The 21554-nt window shown below is 33.8% G+C and carries 20 protein-coding genes and 1 tRNA gene; 4 read left to right on the forward strand and 17 right to left on the reverse strand.

The annotated features are described in order from the left end of the window. Positions 1-3: 3 nt before the first annotated feature. From JI750_RS19065 to JI750_RS19080, 4 genes are all read right to left on the reverse strand, one after another. The gene (locus JI750_RS19065; protein ID WP_202005938.1) at positions 4-564 is read right to left on the reverse strand and encodes a DUF5683 domain-containing protein; all 561 of its coding nucleotides are present in this window, start codon (positions 562-564) and stop codon (positions 4-6) included. Next, positions 564-1466 (reverse strand): ParB/RepB/Spo0J family partition protein, encoded by a 903-nt coding sequence (locus JI750_RS19070; protein WP_202005940.1) that lies wholly within the window; start codon positions 1464-1466, stop codon positions 564-566. Before JI750_RS19070 ends, JI750_RS19065 begins: the two co-directional genes overlap by 1 nt. 5 nt (positions 1467-1471) lie before the next feature. Beyond that, positions 1472-2239: a ParA family protein gene (locus JI750_RS19075; protein WP_008464569.1), complete on the reverse strand. Its 768-nt coding sequence runs from the start codon at positions 2237-2239 to the stop codon at positions 1472-1474. 218 nt (positions 2240-2457) lie between these two features. After that, complete coding sequence (locus tag JI750_RS19080) at positions 2458-2862, reverse strand: septal ring lytic transglycosylase RlpA family protein (protein ID WP_202005942.1); 405 nt, start codon at positions 2860-2862, stop codon at positions 2458-2460. Between the two features lie 228 nt (positions 2863-3090). Between JI750_RS19080 and JI750_RS19085 the strand changes: the two genes are divergently transcribed. Further along, positions 3091-5262, forward strand: coding sequence for a pectate lyase-like domain-containing protein (locus JI750_RS19085; protein ID WP_202005944.1), 2172 nt, complete (start codon positions 3091-3093; stop codon positions 5260-5262). A 185-nt stretch (positions 5263-5447) separates the two neighbouring features. Here the strand turns inward: JI750_RS19085 and JI750_RS19090 are convergent. Next, positions 5448-5522: transfer RNA gene (locus JI750_RS19090), tRNA-Pro, on the reverse strand. A gap of 177 nt (positions 5523-5699) precedes the next feature. Here JI750_RS19090 and trxB point away from each other — a divergent pair. Further along, the gene (trxB, locus tag JI750_RS19095; protein ID WP_111285729.1) at positions 5700-6647 is read left to right on the forward strand and encodes a thioredoxin-disulfide reductase; all 948 of its coding nucleotides are present in this window, start codon (positions 5700-5702) and stop codon (positions 6645-6647) included. A gap of 117 nt (positions 6648-6764) precedes the next feature. On the opposite strand, the gene JI750_RS19100 is transcribed toward trxB, so the two are convergent. The 5 genes from JI750_RS19100 to JI750_RS19120 all read right to left on the reverse strand — a co-directional run bounded on the left by JI750_RS19100 (position 6765) and on the right by JI750_RS19120 (position 11151). After that, on the reverse strand, positions 6765-7625 hold the full coding sequence (locus JI750_RS19100; protein ID WP_236673098.1) for a GIN domain-containing protein: 861 nt from the start codon (positions 7623-7625) through the stop codon (positions 6765-6767). 83 nt (positions 7626-7708) lie between these two features. Then, positions 7709-8443, reverse strand: a complete 735-nt coding sequence (locus JI750_RS19105) for a head GIN domain-containing protein (protein WP_202005949.1) — start codon at positions 8441-8443, stop codon at positions 7709-7711. A gap of 3 nt (positions 8444-8446) precedes the next feature. Continuing rightward, complete coding sequence (locus tag JI750_RS19110) at positions 8447-10210, reverse strand: PspC domain-containing protein (RefSeq protein ID WP_202005951.1); 1764 nt, start codon at positions 10208-10210, stop codon at positions 8447-8449. 3 nt (positions 10211-10213) lie between these two features. After that, a complete protein-coding gene (locus JI750_RS19115; protein ID WP_008464689.1) occupies positions 10214-10546 on the reverse strand; it encodes a PadR family transcriptional regulator in 333 nt (110 codons plus the stop codon). 125 nt (positions 10547-10671) lie between these two features. Further along, positions 10672-11151: a DUF4870 domain-containing protein gene (locus JI750_RS19120; protein ID WP_236673100.1), complete on the reverse strand. Its 480-nt coding sequence runs from the start codon at positions 11149-11151 to the stop codon at positions 10672-10674. A gap of 230 nt (positions 11152-11381) precedes the next feature. On the opposite strand from JI750_RS19120, the gene JI750_RS19125 reads away from it, so the two are divergent. After that, positions 11382-11834 carry a DUF4442 domain-containing protein gene (locus JI750_RS19125; RefSeq protein WP_160782829.1) on the forward strand — a complete coding sequence of 151 codons (453 nt, stop codon included), beginning with the start codon at positions 11382-11384 and terminating at the stop codon, positions 11832-11834. 86 nt (positions 11835-11920) lie between these two features. Here JI750_RS19125 and JI750_RS19130 read toward each other — a convergent pair whose 3' ends face one another. From JI750_RS19130 to JI750_RS19160, 7 genes are all read right to left on the reverse strand, one after another. Continuing rightward, positions 11921-12079, reverse strand: a complete 159-nt coding sequence (locus JI750_RS19130) for a hypothetical protein (RefSeq protein ID WP_202005953.1) — start codon at positions 12077-12079, stop codon at positions 11921-11923. A gap of 137 nt (positions 12080-12216) precedes the next feature. Further along, a complete protein-coding gene (locus JI750_RS19135; RefSeq protein ID WP_202005961.1) occupies positions 12217-14457 on the reverse strand; it encodes a multicopper oxidase family protein in 2241 nt (746 codons plus the stop codon). 204 nt (positions 14458-14661) lie between these two features. After that, positions 14662-17208 carry a heavy metal translocating P-type ATPase gene (locus JI750_RS19140; RefSeq protein WP_202005963.1) on the reverse strand — a complete coding sequence of 849 codons (2547 nt, stop codon included), beginning with the start codon at positions 17206-17208 and terminating at the stop codon, positions 14662-14664. Positions 17209-17513: 305 nt separating this feature from the next. Then, positions 17514-18074 (reverse strand): AraC family transcriptional regulator, encoded by a 561-nt coding sequence (locus JI750_RS19145; protein WP_202005965.1) that lies wholly within the window; start codon positions 18072-18074, stop codon positions 17514-17516. A 1-nt stretch (position 18075) separates the two neighbouring features. After that, on the reverse strand, positions 18076-18603 hold the full coding sequence (locus JI750_RS19150) for a DUF3347 domain-containing protein (protein ID WP_202005967.1): 528 nt from the start codon (positions 18601-18603) through the stop codon (positions 18076-18078). 97 nt (positions 18604-18700) lie between these two features. Continuing rightward, the gene (locus JI750_RS19155) at positions 18701-19060 is read right to left on the reverse strand and encodes a hypothetical protein (protein ID WP_236673102.1); all 360 of its coding nucleotides are present in this window, start codon (positions 19058-19060) and stop codon (positions 18701-18703) included. 70 nt (positions 19061-19130) lie between these two features. Next, a complete protein-coding gene (locus JI750_RS19160; RefSeq protein ID WP_202005969.1) occupies positions 19131-19964 on the reverse strand; it encodes an AraC family transcriptional regulator in 834 nt (277 codons plus the stop codon). Positions 19965-20066: 102 nt separating this feature from the next. Between JI750_RS19160 and JI750_RS19165 the strand changes: the two genes are divergently transcribed. Continuing rightward, positions 20067-21233, forward strand: a complete 1167-nt coding sequence (locus tag JI750_RS19165) for an MFS transporter (protein ID WP_202005971.1) — start codon at positions 20067-20069, stop codon at positions 21231-21233. Positions 21234-21554 lie beyond the last annotated feature (321 nt).

Genomic DNA, 21554 nt, shown 5'->3' on the forward strand with positions numbered 1-21554 from the left:
CTATTAAAACTTATAGTTAAAAGTTAGTCCGACATTCGGTTTAAAAGTTACATCATCGGGATAGATTTCTGGGCGCATTGAAAGTCTTTCGTTTACGTTAAACTGTATCAAAGCGGCATCAACATTGGCATCAATAATGTTTAATACATAAAAACCAACAACAAATAAGGCAGATAGATCTCTGTTTCTTTGGTAGAATTTCTGTCCTTCAATAAGTCGGTTGTCATCCAAAAATTTGTAATTATCATCGTTGTAGCCTTCTAATCTTCGTTTGTAGGCGTCACGATAGTCGTGGTATTTTTTATTGTTGTCTATGTAAAAATATAAACTTGTTCCGATTGCTCCGTAAACCAATGGGATTTTCCAATATTTTTTGTTGTATGCTTGACCTAGACCAGGTAAGACAGCAGAGTAAAAAGCAGCTTTTGCTGGTGTAAGCGGATCTATTTCTTCTAATGTAGCGGTGTCTTTTACGATCAAAACCGTGTCTTTTTTTGCCTGAGCAAAAAGAGAAACGGTTCCTGTTAGAAAGAACAATAGACCAATGGGGACAATTTTATTCACTATCCGTTTATTAATTTTATAATTCTGTTAAAGTCAGCTTCAGAATTAAATGGAATTGTAATTTTTCCTTTTCCGTTGCCCGCGACTTTTATATCAACTTTTGAGCCAAAATAATCGTTGAAAGTGTTTTTCTGAGTTTCTCTAACTACGAACGCAGATTCGGCTTTAGGTTTTTCATCAGCTTTTGGCTGTTGGCCTTCATGATAATTTTTAACTAAAGCTTCTGTTTCACGAACTGATAAATTTTGACTAACGATTTTTTGATAAATATCAGTTTGAACGTCTAAATCTTCAATGTTGATAATTGCTCTACCGTGTCCCATACTGATAAAACCATCACGAATACCAGTTTGGATAATCGGATCTAATTTTAAAAGACGTAAATAATTGGCAATTGTCGAACGTTTTTTACCAACTCTTTCACTCATTTGTTCTTGAGTTAATTGAATTTCGTCGATTAAACGTTGGTATGATAAAGCAATCTCGATTGGGTCTAAGTCATGACGCTGGATGTTTTCAACCAAAGCCATAACCAATGATTCGTTATCATTTGCAATACGAATATAAGCAGGAACATGAGTTAAACCTACTAATTTAGACGCGCGAAGACGACGCTCTCCAGAGATTAACTGGTATTTGTTAAAATCTAATTTACGAACAGTAATAGGTTGAATTACACCAAGTTCTTTAATAGAAGTGGCTAATTCACGTAATGATTCTTCATTAAAATTGCTTCTAGGCTGAAACGGATTTATTTCAATCGCACTAATTTCAAGCTCTATAATGTTTCCAACAACTTTGTCAGCATTTTTGTCTTCTACTGATTTAATGTCGTTTTCCGGATCTTTTAATAGTGCAGATAATCCTCTTCCTAAGGCTTGTTTTTTAATTACTTTTGTCATAAAAACTATTTACTGTTTTTCTTTATAATTTCTTGTGCTAAATGAATATAATTTACGGCACCTTTACTAGTCGCATCATAGTTGATGATGCTTTCTCCAAAACTTGGAGCCTCACTTAATTTTACATTTCGCTGAATTACAGTATCAAAAACCATATCGTTAAAGTGTTTTTGAACTTCTTCTACAACCTGATTAGATAAACGTAATCTTGAATCATACATTGTTAGCAATAAACCTTCAATATCAAGATCTGGGTTGTGGATTTTTTGAATACTCTTAATAGTGTTCAGTAATTTTCCTAATCCTTCAAGTGCAAAATATTCACATTGAATAGGAATAACTACAGAGTCTGCTGCTGTTAAGGCATTCAAGGTTAACAAACCTAAAGAAGGAGCACAGTCGATAATGATGTAATCATATTCTTCTTTTGCTTCTTCCAATGCTTTTTTAAGCATGTATTCGCGGTTTTCTTTGTCAACCAATTCAATTTCGATAGCAACAAGGTCAATGTGAGCAGGGATCACGTCAACGTTTGGAGCTGTACATTTTAAAACGGCTTCTTTTGGTGTTACAGTATGCTCAAGTATTTGGTAAGTTCCAGTTTCAACTGTTTCTACGTCAATTCCAAGACCAGATGTAGCATTGGCCTGTGGATCAGCGTCGATCAACAATACTTTTTTCTCTAAAACACCTAATGAGGCAGCAAGATTTACTGATGTAGTAGTCTTTCCAACGCCTCCTTTTTGATTAGCAATAGCAATGATTTTGCCCATTTATTTTCTGAATTTTGAACCGTAAAAATACAATTATTTATGGTTTCTGAAAATCTATTTTGTTAACATTTAAGAAAGTTTGATTAATCGGGGTTTCATGGGTGTTTGGCAGAAAAATAATTTTAGTTATGAATAAAAATATAATAAGATTCATGAGTAATTTAGTTGGTATTCTTGCCAGAAAAAGGCAAGAATCTAATTTTGCTTCAAAAAAGTTTTTATTTTAAGATTTCAATGGTGACATAAACCAAACCGCTTTTTTTATTAGATGCAATTTCCATAAAAGCTCTTTTACTAAGGTCAATTTCGCGTCCTTTTATAAATGGACCTCTGTCTGTAATTTCTACAATTACAAATTTCTTGTTTAGTTCGTTTGTCACTTTTAATATAGTGCCAAAAGGAAATTTTTTGTGTGCAGCCGTGAGTTCATTGTTGTTAAATCTTTTACCGCTTGCTGTTTTTCTTCCATTAAATTTATCATGATAGTAGGATGCATGGGCATTTTTCTTGAATAATATACTTTCTCGAACTGAAGCACATGAATCAATAGGAGTGCTGTTTTTTTGTTGTGCGATTGCAACGGCAGAAAAAAATAAGGCAATAAACAGTACAATCTTTTTCATTTTATTTTCTCTTTCTATTTACGGGCAAAAAAAGACTATTAAGGAAAAACAGATAAGTTAGATAAGCTTTATTTATGTTAGAAAAAGACAAAATTTTCAGGTTTTGTAGTGTTTTTGATAAGAAAATTGGGCTCAGAAACGGACGAAAAGGTTGGAGATTATTGCTATTTTGGGCTTTCTTAAAATTACAATTATTACAATCTATCAAACCACAAAATGAACATTTTTATGAGTAAAAAAGCAATTTCATTATTGACAGTATTTACGTTTATGGTGCTTTTATGCAGTTTTGTTTCGCCTTATTCAACTAACAAGAAAATAGAAGGAAATAAAAAAATCGAACGAAAAATTGTTTACAACAAAAAGAAACATAGTATCACATTATCATGGTCGGCTTTTGGCACTTCTGGGAATTATATTATAACGAGAGGAGGCAGTCGTTTGGCATCTGATTTTGTGTCGGTAGGATCAACTTCTAAATTGACATTTACCGATAATAAGTCTAACACAAATAAATATGAGAACTATTATAAAGTAAGCCGAAATGATATCACGATTATCATTTCGCTCGAAAATCAGATTTTTGGAGATAATATGTATTTCTACGATAGAAAGCATGAAAAAGCTGAAACGGCAAAAAATGAAATTAATTCTCATTTTGGTGCAGTTGGTTTAGGCGGTGCAAATGGCGAATGGACAACAAAACGTCAGGCGTATTATTTTAAACCAAATGTAAATGGACAAACTTATGATGCTGGTGGGTCGGGTTCTGCATCTTCAGTAGAGGCAAACGCTATAGAGTTGGGATTCTATTCTCATATTGGAGGTTTGGGCAAAGTGCCTTCAGATGTGAAATTAGGTGCAATTTTTACAAGACCTCATCTTTCGGGGGGAGCAAATGCGACTTGTACATTTTGGCGTTCTGTGGAAAATGTAGAAGTAATGCGTGATTTTTCGTGGACGGTTTCTCAGTCAACGAGCGCGCGAAGATTATTAATTGAAAGCACTTCTAAATATATTTCTGATATAGGAGATACAAACTTTTGGGGCAGCGGCGGTTTTATTGCCGATGCTCATTATACAACTTCAAGACCAAATTGGGGTGGACAACAACAATGGTATACTAGAAATACCGTTTTCCCTTCAGGTTCGGGAGCCATGGGAGGTTCATATAATATGGTTTGGCAAGGATGTGTAAATCCTCCGCAAGCAAATGAATCTAATTCTCCAATTTCAACAACACCTATTATTCGTGAAAAACCTTTTCTTTTTATTGATAATGAGGGGGAATATAAAGTGTTTGTTCCTGCTTGGCAAAAAGACAGAGTGGGAGTTTCTTGGACTGCAACAGATATGGGAAAAGGTGAAATTCAAGATTTGGATGCAAAATGGTATGTTGCTAAGGAAGGAAATACTGATGTAGAGATTAATGCTGCATTGAAAGCTGGTAAAAATATATTTTTCACTCCTGGGCACTATGCTTTGAACGCACCGATTCAAGTGAACAGAAAAGATGCAATACTTTTGGGAGCAGGTATTGCTTCTGTAACATTAGAGCCTTCAGAAAAAAATACTTGGGGTTGTATTTTTGCTGATGATAAAGATGGAATTATCATTGCTGGACTTTTAATGGATTCATCAAATAGTACGACGTATCAAGTTAGAATCGGTAATGAAGGGGCAAATGCAGATCATAGTGCAGATCCTATTTTGCTTAGCGATATTACTTGTCGAGTAGGCGGAGTACAGTCAAAAAATATTCAGATTCAGACTTCTATGCAGATTAATAGCAATAATGTTGTAGGAGATCATTTCTGGTTGTGGCGTGCAGATCATGGTTCGCAGAAAGGTGGCGACGCACGTTGGAAAAGAGATAGGTGCAAAAACGGACTTATTGTTGCCGGAAATGATGTGACGCTTTATGCATTGTTTGTTGAGCATTATCAGGAATATGAAGTTTTATGGTTGGGAGAACGTGGCAAAACATTTTTCTTTCAGAACGAACCACCATATGATGCGCCAAACCAAGCAAGTTGGAGTAGTCAAGGAGGAAGGGTTGATGGCTATGCAGCATTTAAAGTTGCGAATACTGTAAAAGAACATCATACAATAGGAATGGGATCTTATGCTGTTTTTACAGGAACTGACGGGAATGTGAATAAGAAAAACGGTTTTGAAGCGCCTAATAATCCAAATGTGAAGTTGGAGAAAATGTGCATTACTCGTTTTGCTGGTTCTGGAAATATTCAGAATGTTATTAATGGTACTGGTGGAAGCACAGGAACTGGTGTAAAACGAGTGGCATCTTATAGTAATGGTGAAGGCGCGCAACCTTTTGATGAAGAATTTATTTTACCTAACAAAGAATCTTATCCTGCTTATATGAGTATGGAAAAATAGTAGGAAAGATTTTTTTTGCCACGAATTCACGAATTGTTTTTTCAAATCCTCGCGATTATTCATTCGAATTAATTCGAATAATATTAGATGAAGTATTAAAAGAAAACAATTCGTGAATTCGTGGCGAATTTTTTATTTGAGTTTAAAGCAAAAAAAAAGTCTTTTCAAATTTGAAAAGACTTTTGTCGGGGTGGCAGGATTCGAACCTGCGGCCTCCTGCTCCCAAAGCAGGCGCGATAACCGGGCTACGCTACACCCCGAAGATGTATTTTTTGTTGTAGTGCCCGAAAGCGGATGCAAAGATATAAATAAATTTGATTTGTAAAAGGAAAAAATGAAAATAAATAAAACTTATTTGCACATAGCTATTTCAGATTTATTTTCGGCGATATTTTTTATAATAAAGTTTACATTTGCAACTCAAAAAAACTATTACTATGTCAAATACAATCGAAAAAATTAAATGCCTTATTATAGGTTCTGGCCCAGCAGGGTATACTGCAGCTATTTATGCGGCTAGAGCTAACATGAATCCAGTGTTATATCAAGGAATGCAACCTGGTGGTCAATTGACTACAACTAACGAGGTTGAAAACTTTCCAGGTTATGTTGATGGAGTTACAGGACCAGAAATGATGATTCAGTTACAGGAACAAGCAAAGCGTTTTGGTGCAGATATTCGCGATGGATGGGCTACAAAAGTTGATTTTTCTGGAGATATTCATAAAGTTTGGATTAACGATACAATTGAATTGCACTGTGAAACTGTAATTATTTCTACAGGTGCTTCAGCTAAATATTTAGGATTACCATCAGAACAACACTATTTAAATATGGGTGGTGGAGTTTCTGCTTGTGCAGTTTGCGACGGATTCTTCTACAGAAATCAAGATGTTGTTATTGTTGGAGCAGGAGATTCTGCTTGCGAAGAGGCGCATTATTTATCTAAACTTTGCAAAAAAGTAACCATGTTAGTTAGAAGTGAAAAATTCAGAGCTTCTAAAATTATGGAAGAACGTGTTCGTAAAACTGAAAACATTGAGATCTTAATGAATCACGATACTGTTGAAGTTTTAGGAGATAACAATGTGGTACATGCCATTAAAGCTTTAAACAAAACAACAGGCGAAACAATCGAAATTCCTGCAACTGGTTTCTTCGTGGCAATTGGTCACAAACCAAACACAGATATTTTTAAAGATTATATTACTCTTGATGAAACAGGATATATCGTAAATACTCCAGGTACATCTAAAACAAATGTTGAAGGTGTATTCGTTGCAGGAGATGCTGCAGATCATGTTTACCGTCAAGCGATTACTGCTGCAGGTACAGGATGTATGGCTGCATTAGATGCTGAAAGATATTTGGCTTCAAAGGAATAAGTAAAAGTTTTAGGTTGTTGTAAAGCTGAAATCTTTTGTAATAAAAAATCCCAGTCTAAAATTTTAGACTGGGATTTTTCTTTTTCGTTATATTGGTTTTTAAACTTAAAAAAAAGCTTACAATGTCGTTGCTTTTGGTTTTGTTGCGCCTGGCTTTTTTATCAGTTTTGCTTCTTCGCTAAAGCGTGTAAGTTCTATTTTTGGATCACCATATAATGAAATTTCAGACTTGTCTCCAGCTGCAATTGCGACATTGTTTTCTGCTAAAATAGTAGCAACGGAAGAACCTTCAGCTGTAACATTTGCATCTTTCAAGGTAAATTTTGTTCCCGTAAAAACAGAATTATTATCTAATCTAATAGTTGCTTTTTCGGCAATTCCTTCGATTGCTGCAGTGGCTTTTTGATACAAATCGCATTTAAATTTTATTGCAGAAACCAATGTTTTAACTCCAGCATATTTACTCAATTGCAAACTTCCGTCCTCTGCTTTTAAGTTTAATTCTGTTTTAGACTTATCATCAGCAATTAAAGTAAATTTCTTCGAGTTCACATTCAAATACAATTTAGAAAAGTCCATGCAATTCATTGTAATGTCGTCTAATTGTAGCTCTTGAATAGCATAAACTATCGCTTCATTTTTAGTGATTACTTTATTCAATGATTTAGTATAAGTAACCTTAACCGATAGTTTCTTAAAAATAGTAGATTCCTTATTAGTATATAAACGAAGTGTTTTTTCTCTTAAATCCATACCTACAATATCGTGCAGGTTATCATCGGCTTCAATTTTAATTTCGTTTTTTTCTCCTTGTTCCAAATAAACTTCCAGATTATCATCGACTTCAAGAGCATCAAAACTTCCAACTTCTTTTATCGAGGTAGTTACAATTTTAGAGCCTTTAATTTTTTCTCTTTTTTGAGCGAAGGTCAGAGTCGTAACAAATAATAATAGGAGTAAGGCGGTACTTTTTTTCATTAATTCTAGATTTGATTTTGACAAATATAAAAAAATCATCCACTTTTGGTGAATGATTTCGTTTATATTTAACAGTTACATATTTAGCTTTTACTTACACTTCCTCCAGATGTTGCAGATTTTTCAATTGTTTTTGGAGTACCGCTATAATTGATGTTTCCGCCGCTAGAAGCATCTGCTTTCAAACTTAAGATTGGGCGTACAGAAACTGTTCCTCCGCTAGATGCATCTGCATGAACATCATTGGCCATTAATTTTTCGGCATCAATACTTCCTCCGCTTGAAACCGAAGTCGTAAGGCTTAAAGCTTTTCCTTCAATATCTATAGAACTTCCGCTTCCGGCATCTATTGCAATTCTATCCGATTCGATTTTAACATCCATCGATGCTGCGCTCGAAGCTTCTAAAGTAATATCTTCACCCTGAACAAGTCCGTCAGTTTCAACACTTGAAGCACTAGAGGCTTCTATTTTATGAACAACAGGCATTTTTACCGTTACTTTTTTTGATGTAATGTTTCGGAAAGAGCTGTATTTGCATTCAATAATAAGAGTTCCGTTTTCTACTTTAGTAACAATTTCTTTTTGAAGATTGTCATCTGCTTCAACTGTAATTTCTGTAGCATCAGACTGTACAATAACCACATCGATGGCGTTGCTTACAGAGATGTTTTTAAACTCTCCTTGAACAGTTCTTTTTTCTGTTGTAACATTCCCGCTTCCTTCAATTGCATTCATGTTAAAATTACATGAAGCAAACAATAGAGCTGTAACAGTTGCAATTATAAATTTCGTAATATGGATGATTATTTTTATCATGGTTTAGTTAGTTTTGATTATCACTCCGTTTTTATCTGTAGTTAGTCTTCCTTTAGTTTTCTTTCCGTTTAAAACTTCTTTTCCATTAATTTTAACTGAAACTTCTCTTACAGTGTCAGCAGCATCAATTTTAGCTTCATTAATGGCTTCATTCACTTCTTCATTTATATTCTCGTAGTCAGTATCATCGTTGTTATTGTCCTCATCAGCAGGACAGTTTAAACATTTTACTTTAGACCCGATAACTTTGTAATTGTAATCTCCTTTGTAATTTAATTCGAAGAAATTGTCATCTGAGTTATAGTAATCTCTAACAGAAGAGTCTGGTTTAACTAATTGCCCTTCTGGTAAGTAAAGATAGATATCAACTTCTTGTCCTCTGAATTTATTTTTTACATCTGTCAGAAAATAATTATCCAAAATTAAATGATTTCCGCTAATTTGAAACTTATAATTAATTTTTTCTGCTCTTTTTTTAGCGTTTGTAAAAGAGTTTCCTCTTGCGCTTTTTTCGATCTGAACAAATGGAGCCGATTCGTCTGTGTGTAATACATGTAAACGTACATCATTAGAATAAATCAATTCATTGTTTGCAGAATCTTGTACAAATTCGAACTCTCTATAGTGGTTTAAGCTTTTTGTATAATAATCATTGTACTTAAACTTAATATATAAAGTATCAACAGGTTTGATTGCCAGAACTTTTTTCTCCACTACTTTATTATCGTATGAAATTTCAGTTGCCTGTTTGATTCCAATACTAGTAAGAATTGCGATAGAAATAATCCAAAGAGCTAAAAGCGTATATTTTGTAATATTTCCGATTGATTTTAAGTTTGGAGATAACAGTTTAAATCCTAAAAGAGTTAAGAAGAAAAACGGAATTCCAACAGCAAAGAACATTAACAATCCAAATGACCAAAGAGGATATTCTGTAAAGTTTCCGGCTTCAACAAAATTCTGCCAAGGGAAATCGATAAAAATATTAGTTCCTAAAGTAAATACGCCAATCAATAACATGATTAAAGTAGAGATCCCTGATATAATTAAAATTACTCCTAAAAATTTAGCAAAGATTTTAAAAACCGTCATGACAAAGTCTCCAAATGAACTACTTATTCTCCCAGCTCCCGACTTTACCTGGTTTCCCATTTTGTCATAATCTGCATTTTTGAATTTTTCAGAAAGAGAATCAATTTCTTCGCGAACTTTTTTTTCGATGTTTGAAATTGTTACTGGTTCTCCAGTCATTTCCAATTTTTCTGAAGTTGTAACCGCTTCAGGAGTTACAATCCAAAGAACGAAGTAAGCTAAAATTCCAGTTCCAAAACCTGCGAAAACGAAGATTAAGAATACGATTTTAATCCAAACTGCATCAATTCCAAAGTAATGTCCTAAACCTGTAGCCACACCTCCAATCATACCATTTTCTTTGTCACGATATAATTTTTTGTGTTTTCTTGCAGTATAATTATTGAAAGATTGATTTGCGTTTTCTTCGTCTTCAATTCGGTAGTCTTCAGGTTGTCCCATTACCGCAATCACTTCGTCAACATCTTTCAGTCCAACAACATGTTTTTCGCTTTTTTGTTTTTCTGTCAACAATTCAGAAACACGCATTTCGATGTCTTTAATGATTTCATCCTGACCAGATGAGTTGTTAAGTGATCGTTTTATAGCGTCAAAGTAGCGTGTCAATTTTAAGTATGCATCTTCATCGATGTGAAAAAACATCCCGCCTAAGTTAATATTTACTGTTTTGTTCATGACTTATTGATTTTGATTGGTGATTAGATTTACGGCGTCGGATAATTCTGTCCAAGTACCGCTAAGTTCGTTTAAAAATGTTTGTCCTATTTCGGTTAATCCATAATATTTTCGTGGTGGCCCAGAGGTCGATTCTTCCCAGCGATAATTTAGTAAACCGTCATTTTTCAATCTAGTTAACAACGGGTAAACGGTTCCTTCTACAACTAGTAATTTTGCGTTTTTTAAAGTGTCTAATATCTCAGATGTATATGCGTCTTTTTCTTTTAGAACTGATAAGATGCAAAACTCAAGAACACCTTTGCGCATCTGTGCTTTTGTGTTTTCAATGTTCATAATTTCATTTTGTTTTTTTTTGATTGAACAATTCGTTTTTTGATTGATGATGATTTGATTGATGATTGATTTCGAAACTTATATGATTTGATTGATGTTTCGACTATAACTTTTAATTTTTAATGTTACTTTATAAAAGGAATCGTAATTGGATATTTGTATAATTCTCCGTTTGAAGCTTTTATAGAAGCATAGATTACTAAAAAGAATTCAACAAATTTTAATAATCCGAAAAGTATAACAGCTGTTATGCCTACACTTAACATTCCGATGTTTGCCTGAAAGTTAAAGTTTCTGATTACAAAATCGTCGTCATTAAAAACGGCTTCTAATGGAAGATTTTGCAAGAAAACGGTAACGAAAATCGGGATCGCAATAAGCGCTAAGATCAAAGAATAAAGCAAAATGCTTAATTGAAAGTTCAAAGCCTGTTTTCCGTGATGATCTGCAAATTCAGACTTGTCTTTATAATTTGTCCAAATGATTAACGGAAAAATATAGTTCCCAAACGGAATTATATATTGACTTAAAGTACTCAAATGAGTAAATGCTGCTGTATTCTTTTCTGATGTTTTTTCCATGATGAGTGGTGTTGTTGTTTCCATGATTAAAAGTATATAGTAATTTCTTATGCAAATATATATCTAAAAAACAGTATCTTGTTTTGCATAGTACTAATTATTAACAAAAATTTAACAAATTTAAAACTATGAAATTGCCTTTAATTTTCTGAAAATCATTCAAAACCCTTGTATTTGCTGACTTCTTTTTGATATATCAATAATTTATTGTGCATGCATAGTTTTTTTGTATTTTTACATAAAAAAATATTCCTATGGCACTTTCGGTATCAAAACTTAATAAATTCGTCTTATTCAAATTGCCTTCTGCATACTTTTGCGGAGTACGTGTAAAAGATATAAATGATAGCAGCTGTACAGTTACGGTAAAACATAGATGGATTAATCAAAATCCGTTTAACTCAATGTATTTTGCTGTTCAGGCAATGGCTGCAGAGTTAACAACAGGGGCTTTGGTAATTTCTCAGATCCAGCAAAGTGGTAAAAAGATTTCGATGTTAGTAGCCAACAACAAAGGTAATTTCACAAAAAAAGCAACTGGAAGAATCACTTTTGTTTGCAATGACGGACATTTAATTGCTGACGCCATCAAAAAGACAATAGAAACAGGAGAAGGGCAGACGTTCTGGATGAAATCTATAGGAACCAACGAAGAAGGTGTTCAAGTTTCAGAAATGGATTTTGAATGGAGCATTCGAGTGAAATAAAATTTTTAGGAACTTGATAAAGTTTCGCATTAATATAAAAAAGACCTCAATTATTTGAGGTCTTTTTTGTTGAAATCAAGTTTCATTTATTTTTTAACGCAGCAAGATTTTTTATCTTTTTTGTCTGCTGTTTTTTTACAGCAAGATTCTTTTTTGGCTTTGTCTTTTGTTGCGGGTTTTGTGTCCTGAGCCATTACGCCAATTGAAAAGAAAGCAACTGTTACAACTGTGATTACTTTTGTCATTTTGATTAAATGTTTTTTAGGGTTAGAGATTATAATTGGTAGACCAAATATAAATTGAATTCTTATAGTTGATTCTTACAAATTGTTAATGTTTTTGTAAAATCTGTTAATGAGTTGTAAAGCCTTCACCGTTGTATTTAATAGTTAAGATTAACCCCAAATCCAATTCCCATATCGCTATCATAATGTGTTGTAATTCCTATGTTTCGGGTTACAATGTATTTTAGTCCAGCCATATATTCTTTATCGGTATTCCACATTAGATTCATACGAAGACGTTTTGAAAGAGGAATGTCTTTTCGTTCAAACTGAAGTCGGACATTTCCATCTGTATATACCTCGACTTGCGCTTTTATGAGCATTGGCAAATTATATTCAAGACCAGCGCTAAAAACCGAACGATTATCTTTGGTATTTTTCTGTCCGAAAAGATTTTGTTCCTGTTCATCCATTCCCATTTTTCGGTAACGCCAGTCGAAGCCAATAAAAGGCATTAACCATTGATTTTTCCCAATGTAACGTCCGATATGTGTTTCGGTTTCGTAACCATGTTTATCGTTATAACCCAATCTCCATTCAGTTCCAATGCTCCAACGTGTGTTGCTGAACATTGCTTCACCATCATTTCCGTTGGTTGCAAAATCATTTTCAGCCATAAAATGAAACATACGATCGTCCATTTTCAGCATTTTAAAAGCCATTTCAGGATGATGCATCAACGGATTTGGCGCTGAATTTTCATAACTAAAAATCCTTCCCATTCCAGCCATCATGTGATATAAAATATGACAGTGAAAGAACCAGTCGCCATCAGCATTGGCCTGAAACTCGATCGTATCGGTTTCCATTGGCATAATGTCAATTACGTTTTTTAGCGGAGAATAATCGCCATGTTCGTTCAAGATTCTAAAATCATGACCATGTAAATGCATCGGGTGTCGCATCATCGAACCATTGTATAAAACGATACGAACGTTTTCTCCTTTTTTAATTAAAATTTTATCGGTTTCAGAAACCACTTTATTATCTAAACTCCACACATAACGATTCATATTTCCAGATAAAGTGAAACGCAATTCTTTTACAGGTGCATCTTTTGGAAGATTTGTTTTAAAAGGAGATTTCAGCATTCCGTAATTCAAAGTCACAATTTCAGAAGTTTCAGTGCTGTCACTTTCCATTTTCATGCCTTTCATATTATGATTCGAATGATCCATTTTTGGTTTTGCATTTTCATCTTCACCCGAAATTTCAGGATACATTACAGCATTCATATCCATTTTGTTCAAAGACATATTCATGCCCATGTCGTTCATGTCGCCGTTCATTTTCATCATGTCGTTCATCATTTTCATCCCTTCAAAATATTTTAATTTCGAAAGTTGATGAACAGGCTGTTTTTCTCCACTTCCTAAAAACAAAGATGCAGATCCCGTTCTATCTTCGGCTGTAGCCAAAAAGGCAAAAGATTTATTATTTTCTGGAATTGTAACCACAACATCATAAGTTTCAGAAACCGCAATAATTAAACGATCGACTTCTACTGGTTCAACATCGTTTCCATCACTTGCTACAACGGTGATTTTTCCTCCACCATAAGCCAGCCAAAAGTAACTGGAAGCACCTCCATTGGCAATTCGTAAGCGGACTTTTGAACCTGGTTTAAGATCTGAAAACTGCTGTTCATTTTTTCCGTTAATTAGAAACTTTTCGTAATAAACATCGCTGACATCCATGGCGTTCATTCGTTTCCATTCGTTGGTCACTTTGGTCGAAAAATGCCCTTGTTTGATAGCTTCGGAATAACTTTGAGTCGTTCCTTTTTTAATCGCAAACCAGTCATTGGCATTGTGCAGCATTCGCTGAATATTCTCTGGTTTCAAATCTGACCATTCGCTTAAAATAACTGGAATCGTCGGCAAATCGTCAATTCCCTTTCTAATTGTTGAATCGTCTTTTTTCTTATTGATGATAAAAAGTCCGTACAAACCAATTTGTTCCTGCAAACCAGAATGACTATGATACCAATACGTTCCATTCTGAATAATTGGAAACGTATATTTATGTGTTGTTCCAGGTTCAATTGGCATTTGCGTAAGATATGGAACTCCGTCTTCTTTATTAGGCAGAAACAATCCGTGCCAGTGCATCGAAGTAGTTTCCTTTTTCAATTCGTTATGTACATAAATTTCTGCAATATCGCCTTCGGTAAAAGTCAGCGTCGGCATCGGAATTTGTCCGTTCACAGCAATGGCTCGTTTTTCTTTACCCGAAAAATTGACAATCGTATCGTGAACATGTAAATCGTAACGTACGTATTTCTGCGCCTTTAACTGAAAAGCAATTAAAAATAAAAAAAGAATATATTTGATTTTCATGATAGATTATAATTTTAAGTCTTTATTTTAAATTGAACACAATTTAATTTTAACACATAGAAACATAGTTATTTGAAGATTAAGAAAGGCGTTTCACTTATTTAAACACACATAGTTACTATGTGTGGAAACTTGTTTCTTCTCTTATCTTTTTTTAGACACAAAAATCTATGTTTCTATGTGTTAAAATAATTACGTTCCAACTTACAATTTTAAATTTCTCAATCGCAAAGCATTTACTATTACGGATACTGAACTCAAACTCATTGCCACCGCAGCTAGCATCGGCGAAAGCAATATTCCTAAAAACGGATATAAAATTCCAGCTGCAATTGGCACGCCCAAAGTGTTATATATAAAAGCAAAGAATAAATTCTGTTTGATGTTTGACATCACTGCGTGACTTAGATTTTTAGCTTTTACGATTCCATTTAAATCGCCTTTTACTAAAGTAATTTTAGCGCTTTCGATGGCAACATCAGTTCCCGTTCCCATTGCGATTCCAATATTGGATTGAGCCAGAGCAGGCGCATCGTTGATTCCGTCACCCGCCATGGCAACGATTTTTCCTTGTGCCTGAAGACGTTCGATTTCTTTTAATTTATCTTCTGGAAGACAATCTGCCTTGAAAGAACTCAGATGCAAATGTTCGGCAACGGCTTTTGCAGTATTATGATTGTCACCAGTCATCATGATTACCTCAACACCTTGAGCGATTAATTCTTTAATGGCTTGAGCACTGTTTTCTTTAATAGCATCGGTAATGGCTACGAAACCTAAAACGCTTTTTTCAATAGCGATGTACGAAATAGTTTTTCCTAAATTCTGTTCAGAAATTACTTTTTGTTCTAAATCATTAGAAACAGAAGCACCAATTTCATCCATTAATTTTTTGTTTCCTAAAGCGACACTTATGTTTTCTATAGTTCCTAAAACTCCTTTTCCTGCAATAGTTTCGAAACCTTCAACTTCTTTTAATGAACTACTTTTTGCTTTCGCGAAATTTACAACGGCCTGCGCAAGTGGATGTTCGCTATGCTGATTTAAAGAAGCAATGTTTTGAAGCAGAAAATCTTCGTCATTATTTATGGCGTAGATTTTTTCTACGGATGGTTTTCCTTCAGTTATCGTTCCTGTTTTGTCTGTAATTAAAACATCAATTTTATTCATGTTTTCCAGAGCCTCGGCATTTTTGATCAGAATTCCGTTTTGAGCTCCTTTTCCAACGCCAACCATAACTGACATTGGCGTAGCCAATCCAAGTGCACAAGGACAGGCGATAATTAAAACTGCAATCGCATTGATTAATCCGTAGACATAAGCGGGTTCTGGACCAAATTTTGCCCAGACAAAAAAGGTTACAATCGAAATGAGAACTACAGTTGGCACAAAATATTTAGAAACGCGATCGGCTAATTTCTGAATTGGAGCGCGAGATCTGCTTGCATCATTTACCATTTGGATAATTTGTGAAAGCATAGTTTCTGAACCGACTTTTTCGGCAATCATAACAAACGATTTTGTGCCGTTTATAGTTCCGGAAATTACTGCATCGCCTGTTTTTTTATCAACCGGAATTGGTTCTCCGGTAATCATCGATTCGTCGATACTGCTTTCTCCAGAAGTTATTTTTCCGTCAACTGGAATTTTTTCTCCTGGTTTTACACGAAGTAAATCACCTTTTTTGATATTGTGAATGGAGATTACTTTATCTACACCGTTTTCAACCAAAGTTGCTTCAGTTGGTGCTAATTTTAATAATTCTTTTATTGCCCCATTTGTTTGGCCGTGCGCTTTGGCTTCCAATAATTGTCCTAATAAAACTAAAGTGATAATTACAGTCGCAGCTTCAAAATACAAATGAATCGTTCCGTGATGTGATTTGAATTCCGAAGGGAAAATATCTGGAAAAAACATTCCGACAATACTAAATAGGAATGCAACGCTGGTTCCGATTCCGATTAAAGTAAACATGTTTAAATTCCAAGTTACTATTGATTTGTATGCGCGGACAAAAAACATCCATCCCGCATAAAATAAAACTGGAATCGAAAATAAAAGCTGAACCCAATTCCATTTTTCAATAGACATAATATTGTAAAGTGGATTATTCGGAATCATTTCTGACATAGAGATAATGAAAATAGGAAGCGTAAATAGAATCGCAATCTTCATTTTCTTCAATAAATCAGTATAGGTTTTGTTTTCTTCACTTTCTGAAGCCTGCATCGGAACTAAATCCATTCCGCAAATCGGACAATCGCCTGGTTCGTTTGAAACGATTTCAGGATGCATTGGACACGTAAACTGTGTTGCGGTTACGGCAACTTGCGGAACTAAGTCCATTCCGCAGACTGGACAATCTCCAGGTTTGTTATACGTTTTATCGCCTTCACAATGCATTGGACAATAATAAACACCATTTGCAATATGCGGGTGTATTTTTTTAGTTTCTGTTTTATGATGATTGTGATTGTGACCATTATGTTCTTTTTTATGACTAGAACAGCAAGATTTAACGGCAGTTTCCCCATGATTTTTAGGAGAATCCATTTCAATAGTATAATTTCCCGCAGCCGATAAAACTTCCTGAAATTTTTCTGTCGAGACGTGCTTATCCATTGTTATGGTTGCTGTTGGCGGATTCAAACTAACTTCTGCATGAACGCCTTCAACTTCATTTAAAGTTTTTTCGACTTTAGTTCGGCATCCATTGCACGACATTCCTGAAATTATATATTGATGAGTCATTGTATTGGTTTTTAAGTATTACAATGCAAATTTCCGAAGTATCTGTGAGTTCGGTTTGTATAATTTTGGGAATGATTTGTAAGATTTACTAAATGTTTTTTTAACCGCAAAGGTCGCAAGGATTTTTGAAATGCTGGGTTTTATAAAAAGCGCAAGGTTCGCAAAGCTCTTCGAACTATAAAAAGTTAGCCACAGATTAAAAAGATTAACACAGATTTTTAAAAATCCTTCTAATCCCTTTAATCTGTGGCTAAATAACTTTGCGAACTTTGCGTAAACCTTTAGCGTCTTTGTGGTTAAAAAAACTACAAATTCTCGATCTGAATACGCTTATTATCTTTCAATTGTTTAAATGAAGTAGGAGTGTAGCCAGTATTTTTTTTGAATTGATTGCTCAAATGCGCCACATTGCTGTAATTAAGAATATCGGCAATTTCGCTTAACGAAAGCTCATTATAAATCAACAATTCTTTTACTTTTTCAATTTTCTGGCTGATGAAATATTTTTCGATAGTTGTATTTTCAATTTCCGAAAATAAGTTGCTTAACGAATTATAATCTTGATTGAGGTTTTCTGCCAGATATTCTGATAGGTTGATTTTTAAATCATTGTTTTTATGATGAACCAAATCGACGATCAGGTTTTTTATTCTTTCGACGGTTTTTGTCTTTTTATCATCAATTAAATCAAAACCTAAGGCTTGAAGATTTTCTAATAAAACTTCTTTTTGCTCGTCGCTGATTTCTTCTTGTAACTCAACTTCTCCTAATTCTACAGAAATAGGTTGAAGTCCGAGTTTTTCGAACTCAGACTTCACTACCATTTTGCATCGGCTGCACACCATATTTTTGATGTAAAGCTTCATATTATTTAATCGTTTCTACCACATTTCCACAAGTCAGCATAGAAGAACCGTAGTACGGATTCTTAACTGCTTTTTCTTTGCTTAACCAGTCTGCATCTGCCATTGGGCAATATTGTTTGTAAACCGGCTGATCTGGATTTGCAACTTTTATTAAATCGTAAGTGTTTTTTGATAAAGATTTAAAAGTCTCACGCTGTTTTTTAAGATCTGTTGTTGTCGAAATACTTTTGGCATCAGCAGTCAGTTTTTTAACTACTTTCATCCAAGCTGTATGTTCGTTGCTTTTTAACTTATCCATTTTTACCGCTGTAATGGCAGTTAATAAAGCTGCGGCTTTCGCCGAAGTTAATTTGCTGTCACTTTTAATAAGAGCATCTTTTACAGAAAAATAAGCATCGTAAACCGATTGCAATTGAGAATCTGCAGTTTCGAATATTGTTAATTCAGAATTATTGTTTTTTGCCTGAATCGTATTTGCACCAAATATTACCGTAAGTGCTGTTGCTAAAGCTATAATTGATTTTTTCATTGTATGTTTTGTTAGATTAAAGGTTTTAAATTTCCTTTAAAGTTAATTAAAAATTGGTTTCAAAAAGACCCAATATGGGCTGTCACAAATACAATAATTATATTTTCGGCTTAAGCCAAATAGAAACAAATCCAGAAGAAATATTGGATTCGTTATAAGAAGAAATAGTATTTTTTAAAGAAAAATTGAACGCGTCATTTTGTAAATCAAAATCATTTGAGTTTAAAATAACAAATTGCATTGTAGAAGTTGTACAGCCAGAATGACTGCATTTGCCGTCACAATTGTGTTTTTCTTGTTTTGAAGTTTTCTTTTCACAGCATTTTTTTGAACAGCTGTTTTCTTCTTTGGCAGTAATTTCTTTAGAGTGTCCAGTATGGCATGCGTAAGTATAACTTGGGTTCAAAAAGAAACTAAGTATTATAAAAAGCATTATTATGTGGATTTTCTTTTTCAAAGAAATTGTTTTTAGTAGCACAAATTTAGCTAAAAATGTTCGAGGAAATAACTTTTTAAGATTTCGCTAACTAGAGTTTTTTAAAATCTGTCGGTTTCATGTTTTTACGTTTTTTGAAATAATTGGTCAAATGACTTTCATCGGTAAAGCCAAATTCGTACGCAATCTGTTTAATCGGCAATTGATTGTTGTGAAATCTTTTTTCGATTAAAGTCAATCGTAAATTATGAATGTATTCGCGATAACTAATGCTGAAAGTTCTTTTAAAATAAGCGCTAAAATAGGTTTGAGCGATATTAAAATGCTCTGCAATTACTTTTACTTGCACCAATTTCGGCTGGTAAATATTCTGATGAATGTAATTAGCAATTTGTTCACTATCCAAATGAGTCGATTTCATCTGCAAATTCATACCTCGAATTGTTTCTTTAATTAAACCAAAAAGGGAAAGAATTTGATAGAAAACTATTGGAGATGAGGTAACATCTATATAATGTCCATAAGTTACAATGTTTTCAACTGTATTTTTTAGAATCGTTTTGCAAGGTTCGTCAAACTTCAAAACAGTTTCTTTTAAGATTTTATCTCGCATGAAACTTTCTGGAGTATTTACTAAAAATTCATCGCAAGTAAGATTCTGTTTTGAGTTGAAATAATTATCAGTGAATTTGATAAAAATGAATCGGGTACTTTTCTTTATGTCAAAATAATGTTCGTCATCTGGAGAAATAACAAATAAATCCCCTGCTTTATACGGCAGCAGATTATTATTCAAGTGATGGATACCACTTCCTTTCTTTATATAAATGATTTCGTAATAGGTATGAGTATGCGGAGGAAGATGAAATTTCTCTTCTTCAAATTCATCCAAAACAAGCGTTTTAAACTGATTTAATTTCGGCATAACATAAATGTACAATTTTATATCGCAAATTTACAACTTTTTTTAAGGTTAACGGTGTTAATTTTGCGTCGTAGAAATCTATTCCTTTCTACAATAATCAAAATGAAAAAAAGTCTTATTGCACTCTCTTTAGGAGGGTTAACTATTGGTATTACAGAATTTGTAATGATGGGATTACTCCCAGATATTGCTTCAGATATGAAAGTGTCAATTCCGGTTGCTGGATATTTAATTTCATCTTATGCACTTGGAGTTGTTATTGGAGCGCCTTTATTAGTAATCGCAGGAAGAAATTATGCACCTAAAAAAATGCTTTTAATTCTAGCTTTAATGTTGGCAGTTTTCAATGCGTTGTCAATTATAGCTCCTAATTATAATATTTTATTTGCTTCTCGATTTTTATCTGGATTGCCTCACGGTGCATTCTTTGGAGTGGGAGCGGTAGTCGCAAGCCGTTTAGCAGATAAAGGAAAAGAGGCACAGGCAATCTCTATAATGTTTGCCGGTTTAACCATTGCTAATTTAATAGGCGTGCCGATTGGAACCTATATTGGCCATCATTTTATTTGGCGATATACTTTTGTATTAATTGCTATCGTAGGTTTACTAACCTTTCTGGCTATTTATTTATGGATGCCAAATCTTGAAAAAGGAGAAAGTGTAAACATGAAAACACAGCTTCAATTTTTTAAGAAAACAGAGGCTTGGTTAATTATCGGAATTACAGCAATTGGTTTTGGAGGTCTTTTTGCCTGGATCAGTTACATCGCACCTCTTTTAATTAATGTATCAAAGTTTTCACCAGAAGACGTTTCATCAATCTTGATTTTAGCAGGATTAGGAATGGTAGTGGGGAACTTTGTAGGAGGTAAATTGGCAGATCGTTTTTCACCAGCTCCAACCACTTTAGCTTTATTGCTTGTTATGTCTACCGATTTGGTTTTGGTTTATTTCTTCTCGTTCAATCAATACGTATCCTTATTTCTGACTTTCTTAACTGGAGCTATTTCATTCTCGGTTATTGCACCAATTCAGATGCTAATGATTCGTACGGCAAAAGGAGCAGAGATGATTGCTTCAGCTTCTCTTCAAGGAAGTTTTAATATTGGAAATGCTTTAGGAGCTTTTCTAGGGGGATTGCCTTTAGCTGCTGGATTTAGTTATTCTTCTCCTAATCTTATTGGAGTGTTAATGTCAGTAATCGGAATGGTTATTACATTTGTATTGATGAGGTTACATCAAAAACAACTACAATTGCAACGTATTTAAATATACTTAGAATTTATTTTTTTAGCCCTTAACTTTTGTTTAAGGGCTTTTTTGTGCTTATAAGGGTGCAAACTTATAGTCAAAACTACCTTTTCTTTCATCTCGTTAATCTTATTTATAGGTAAAATCATTGTAATTTTTAAAACATCAATAAAAATTTTTCATTTTTTTTGGCTTGATTTTAACTTTTTAAGTGTAAAAATAACACCTAATATTTTTGTAAGTAATATTCATGTAATCGATTGTTTTTTTTGTAAAAATCAAATCAAATGAACGATTAGTAATAATATTATTAATATTTTATATTGTTATAAATTGTAT

It is taken from the genome of Flavobacterium tagetis (genome assembly GCF_016735615.1).
Classification (GTDB): domain Bacteria; phylum Bacteroidota; class Bacteroidia; order Flavobacteriales; family Flavobacteriaceae; genus Flavobacterium; species Flavobacterium tagetis.

Excerpts from the sequence above, each read along its gene's own strand:
- JI750_RS19070 (WP_202005940.1), bottom strand. The coding sequence starts at position 1,466 with ATGACAAAAGTAATTAAAAAACAAGCCTTAGGAAGAGGATTATCTGCA.
- JI750_RS19075 (WP_008464569.1), bottom strand. The coding sequence starts at position 2,239 with ATGGGCAAAATCATTGCTATTGCTAATCAAAAAGGAGGCGTTGGAAAG.
- JI750_RS19080 (WP_202005942.1), bottom strand. The coding sequence starts at position 2,862 with ATGAAAAAGATTGTACTGTTTATTGCCTTATTTTTTTCTGCCGTTGCA.
- JI750_RS19085 (WP_202005944.1), top strand. The coding sequence starts at position 3,091 with ATGAGTAAAAAAGCAATTTCATTATTGACAGTATTTACGTTTATGGTG.
- trxB (WP_111285729.1), top strand. The coding sequence starts at position 5,700 with ATGTCAAATACAATCGAAAAAATTAAATGCCTTATTATAGGTTCTGGC.
- JI750_RS19100 (WP_236673098.1), bottom strand. The coding sequence starts at position 7,625 with ATGAAAAAAAGTACCGCCTTACTCCTATTATTATTTGTTACGACTCTG.
- JI750_RS19105 (WP_202005949.1), bottom strand. The coding sequence starts at position 8,443 with ATGATAAAAATAATCATCCATATTACGAAATTTATAATTGCAACTGTT.
- JI750_RS19110 (WP_202005951.1), bottom strand. The coding sequence starts at position 10,210 with ATGAACAAAACAGTAAATATTAACTTAGGCGGGATGTTTTTTCACATC.
- JI750_RS19115 (WP_008464689.1), bottom strand. The coding sequence starts at position 10,546 with ATGAACATTGAAAACACAAAAGCACAGATGCGCAAAGGTGTTCTTGAG.
- JI750_RS19120 (WP_236673100.1), bottom strand. The coding sequence starts at position 11,151 with ATGGAAACAACAACACCACTCATCATGGAAAAAACATCAGAAAAGAAT.
- JI750_RS19125 (WP_160782829.1), top strand. The coding sequence starts at position 11,382 with ATGGCACTTTCGGTATCAAAACTTAATAAATTCGTCTTATTCAAATTG.
- JI750_RS19130 (WP_202005953.1), bottom strand. The coding sequence starts at position 12,079 with ATGACAAAAGTAATCACAGTTGTAACAGTTGCTTTCTTTTCAATTGGC.
- JI750_RS19135 (WP_202005961.1), bottom strand. The coding sequence starts at position 14,457 with ATGAAAATCAAATATATTCTTTTTTTATTTTTAATTGCTTTTCAGTTA.
- JI750_RS19140 (WP_202005963.1), bottom strand. The coding sequence starts at position 17,208 with ATGACTCATCAATATATAATTTCAGGAATGTCGTGCAATGGATGCCGA.
- JI750_RS19145 (WP_202005965.1), bottom strand. The coding sequence starts at position 18,074 with ATGAAGCTTTACATCAAAAATATGGTGTGCAGCCGATGCAAAATGGTA.
- JI750_RS19150 (WP_202005967.1), bottom strand. The coding sequence starts at position 18,603 with ATGAAAAAATCAATTATAGCTTTAGCAACAGCACTTACGGTAATATTT.
- JI750_RS19160 (WP_202005969.1), bottom strand. The coding sequence starts at position 19,964 with ATGCCGAAATTAAATCAGTTTAAAACGCTTGTTTTGGATGAATTTGAA.
- JI750_RS19165 (WP_202005971.1), top strand. The coding sequence starts at position 20,067 with ATGAAAAAAAGTCTTATTGCACTCTCTTTAGGAGGGTTAACTATTGGT.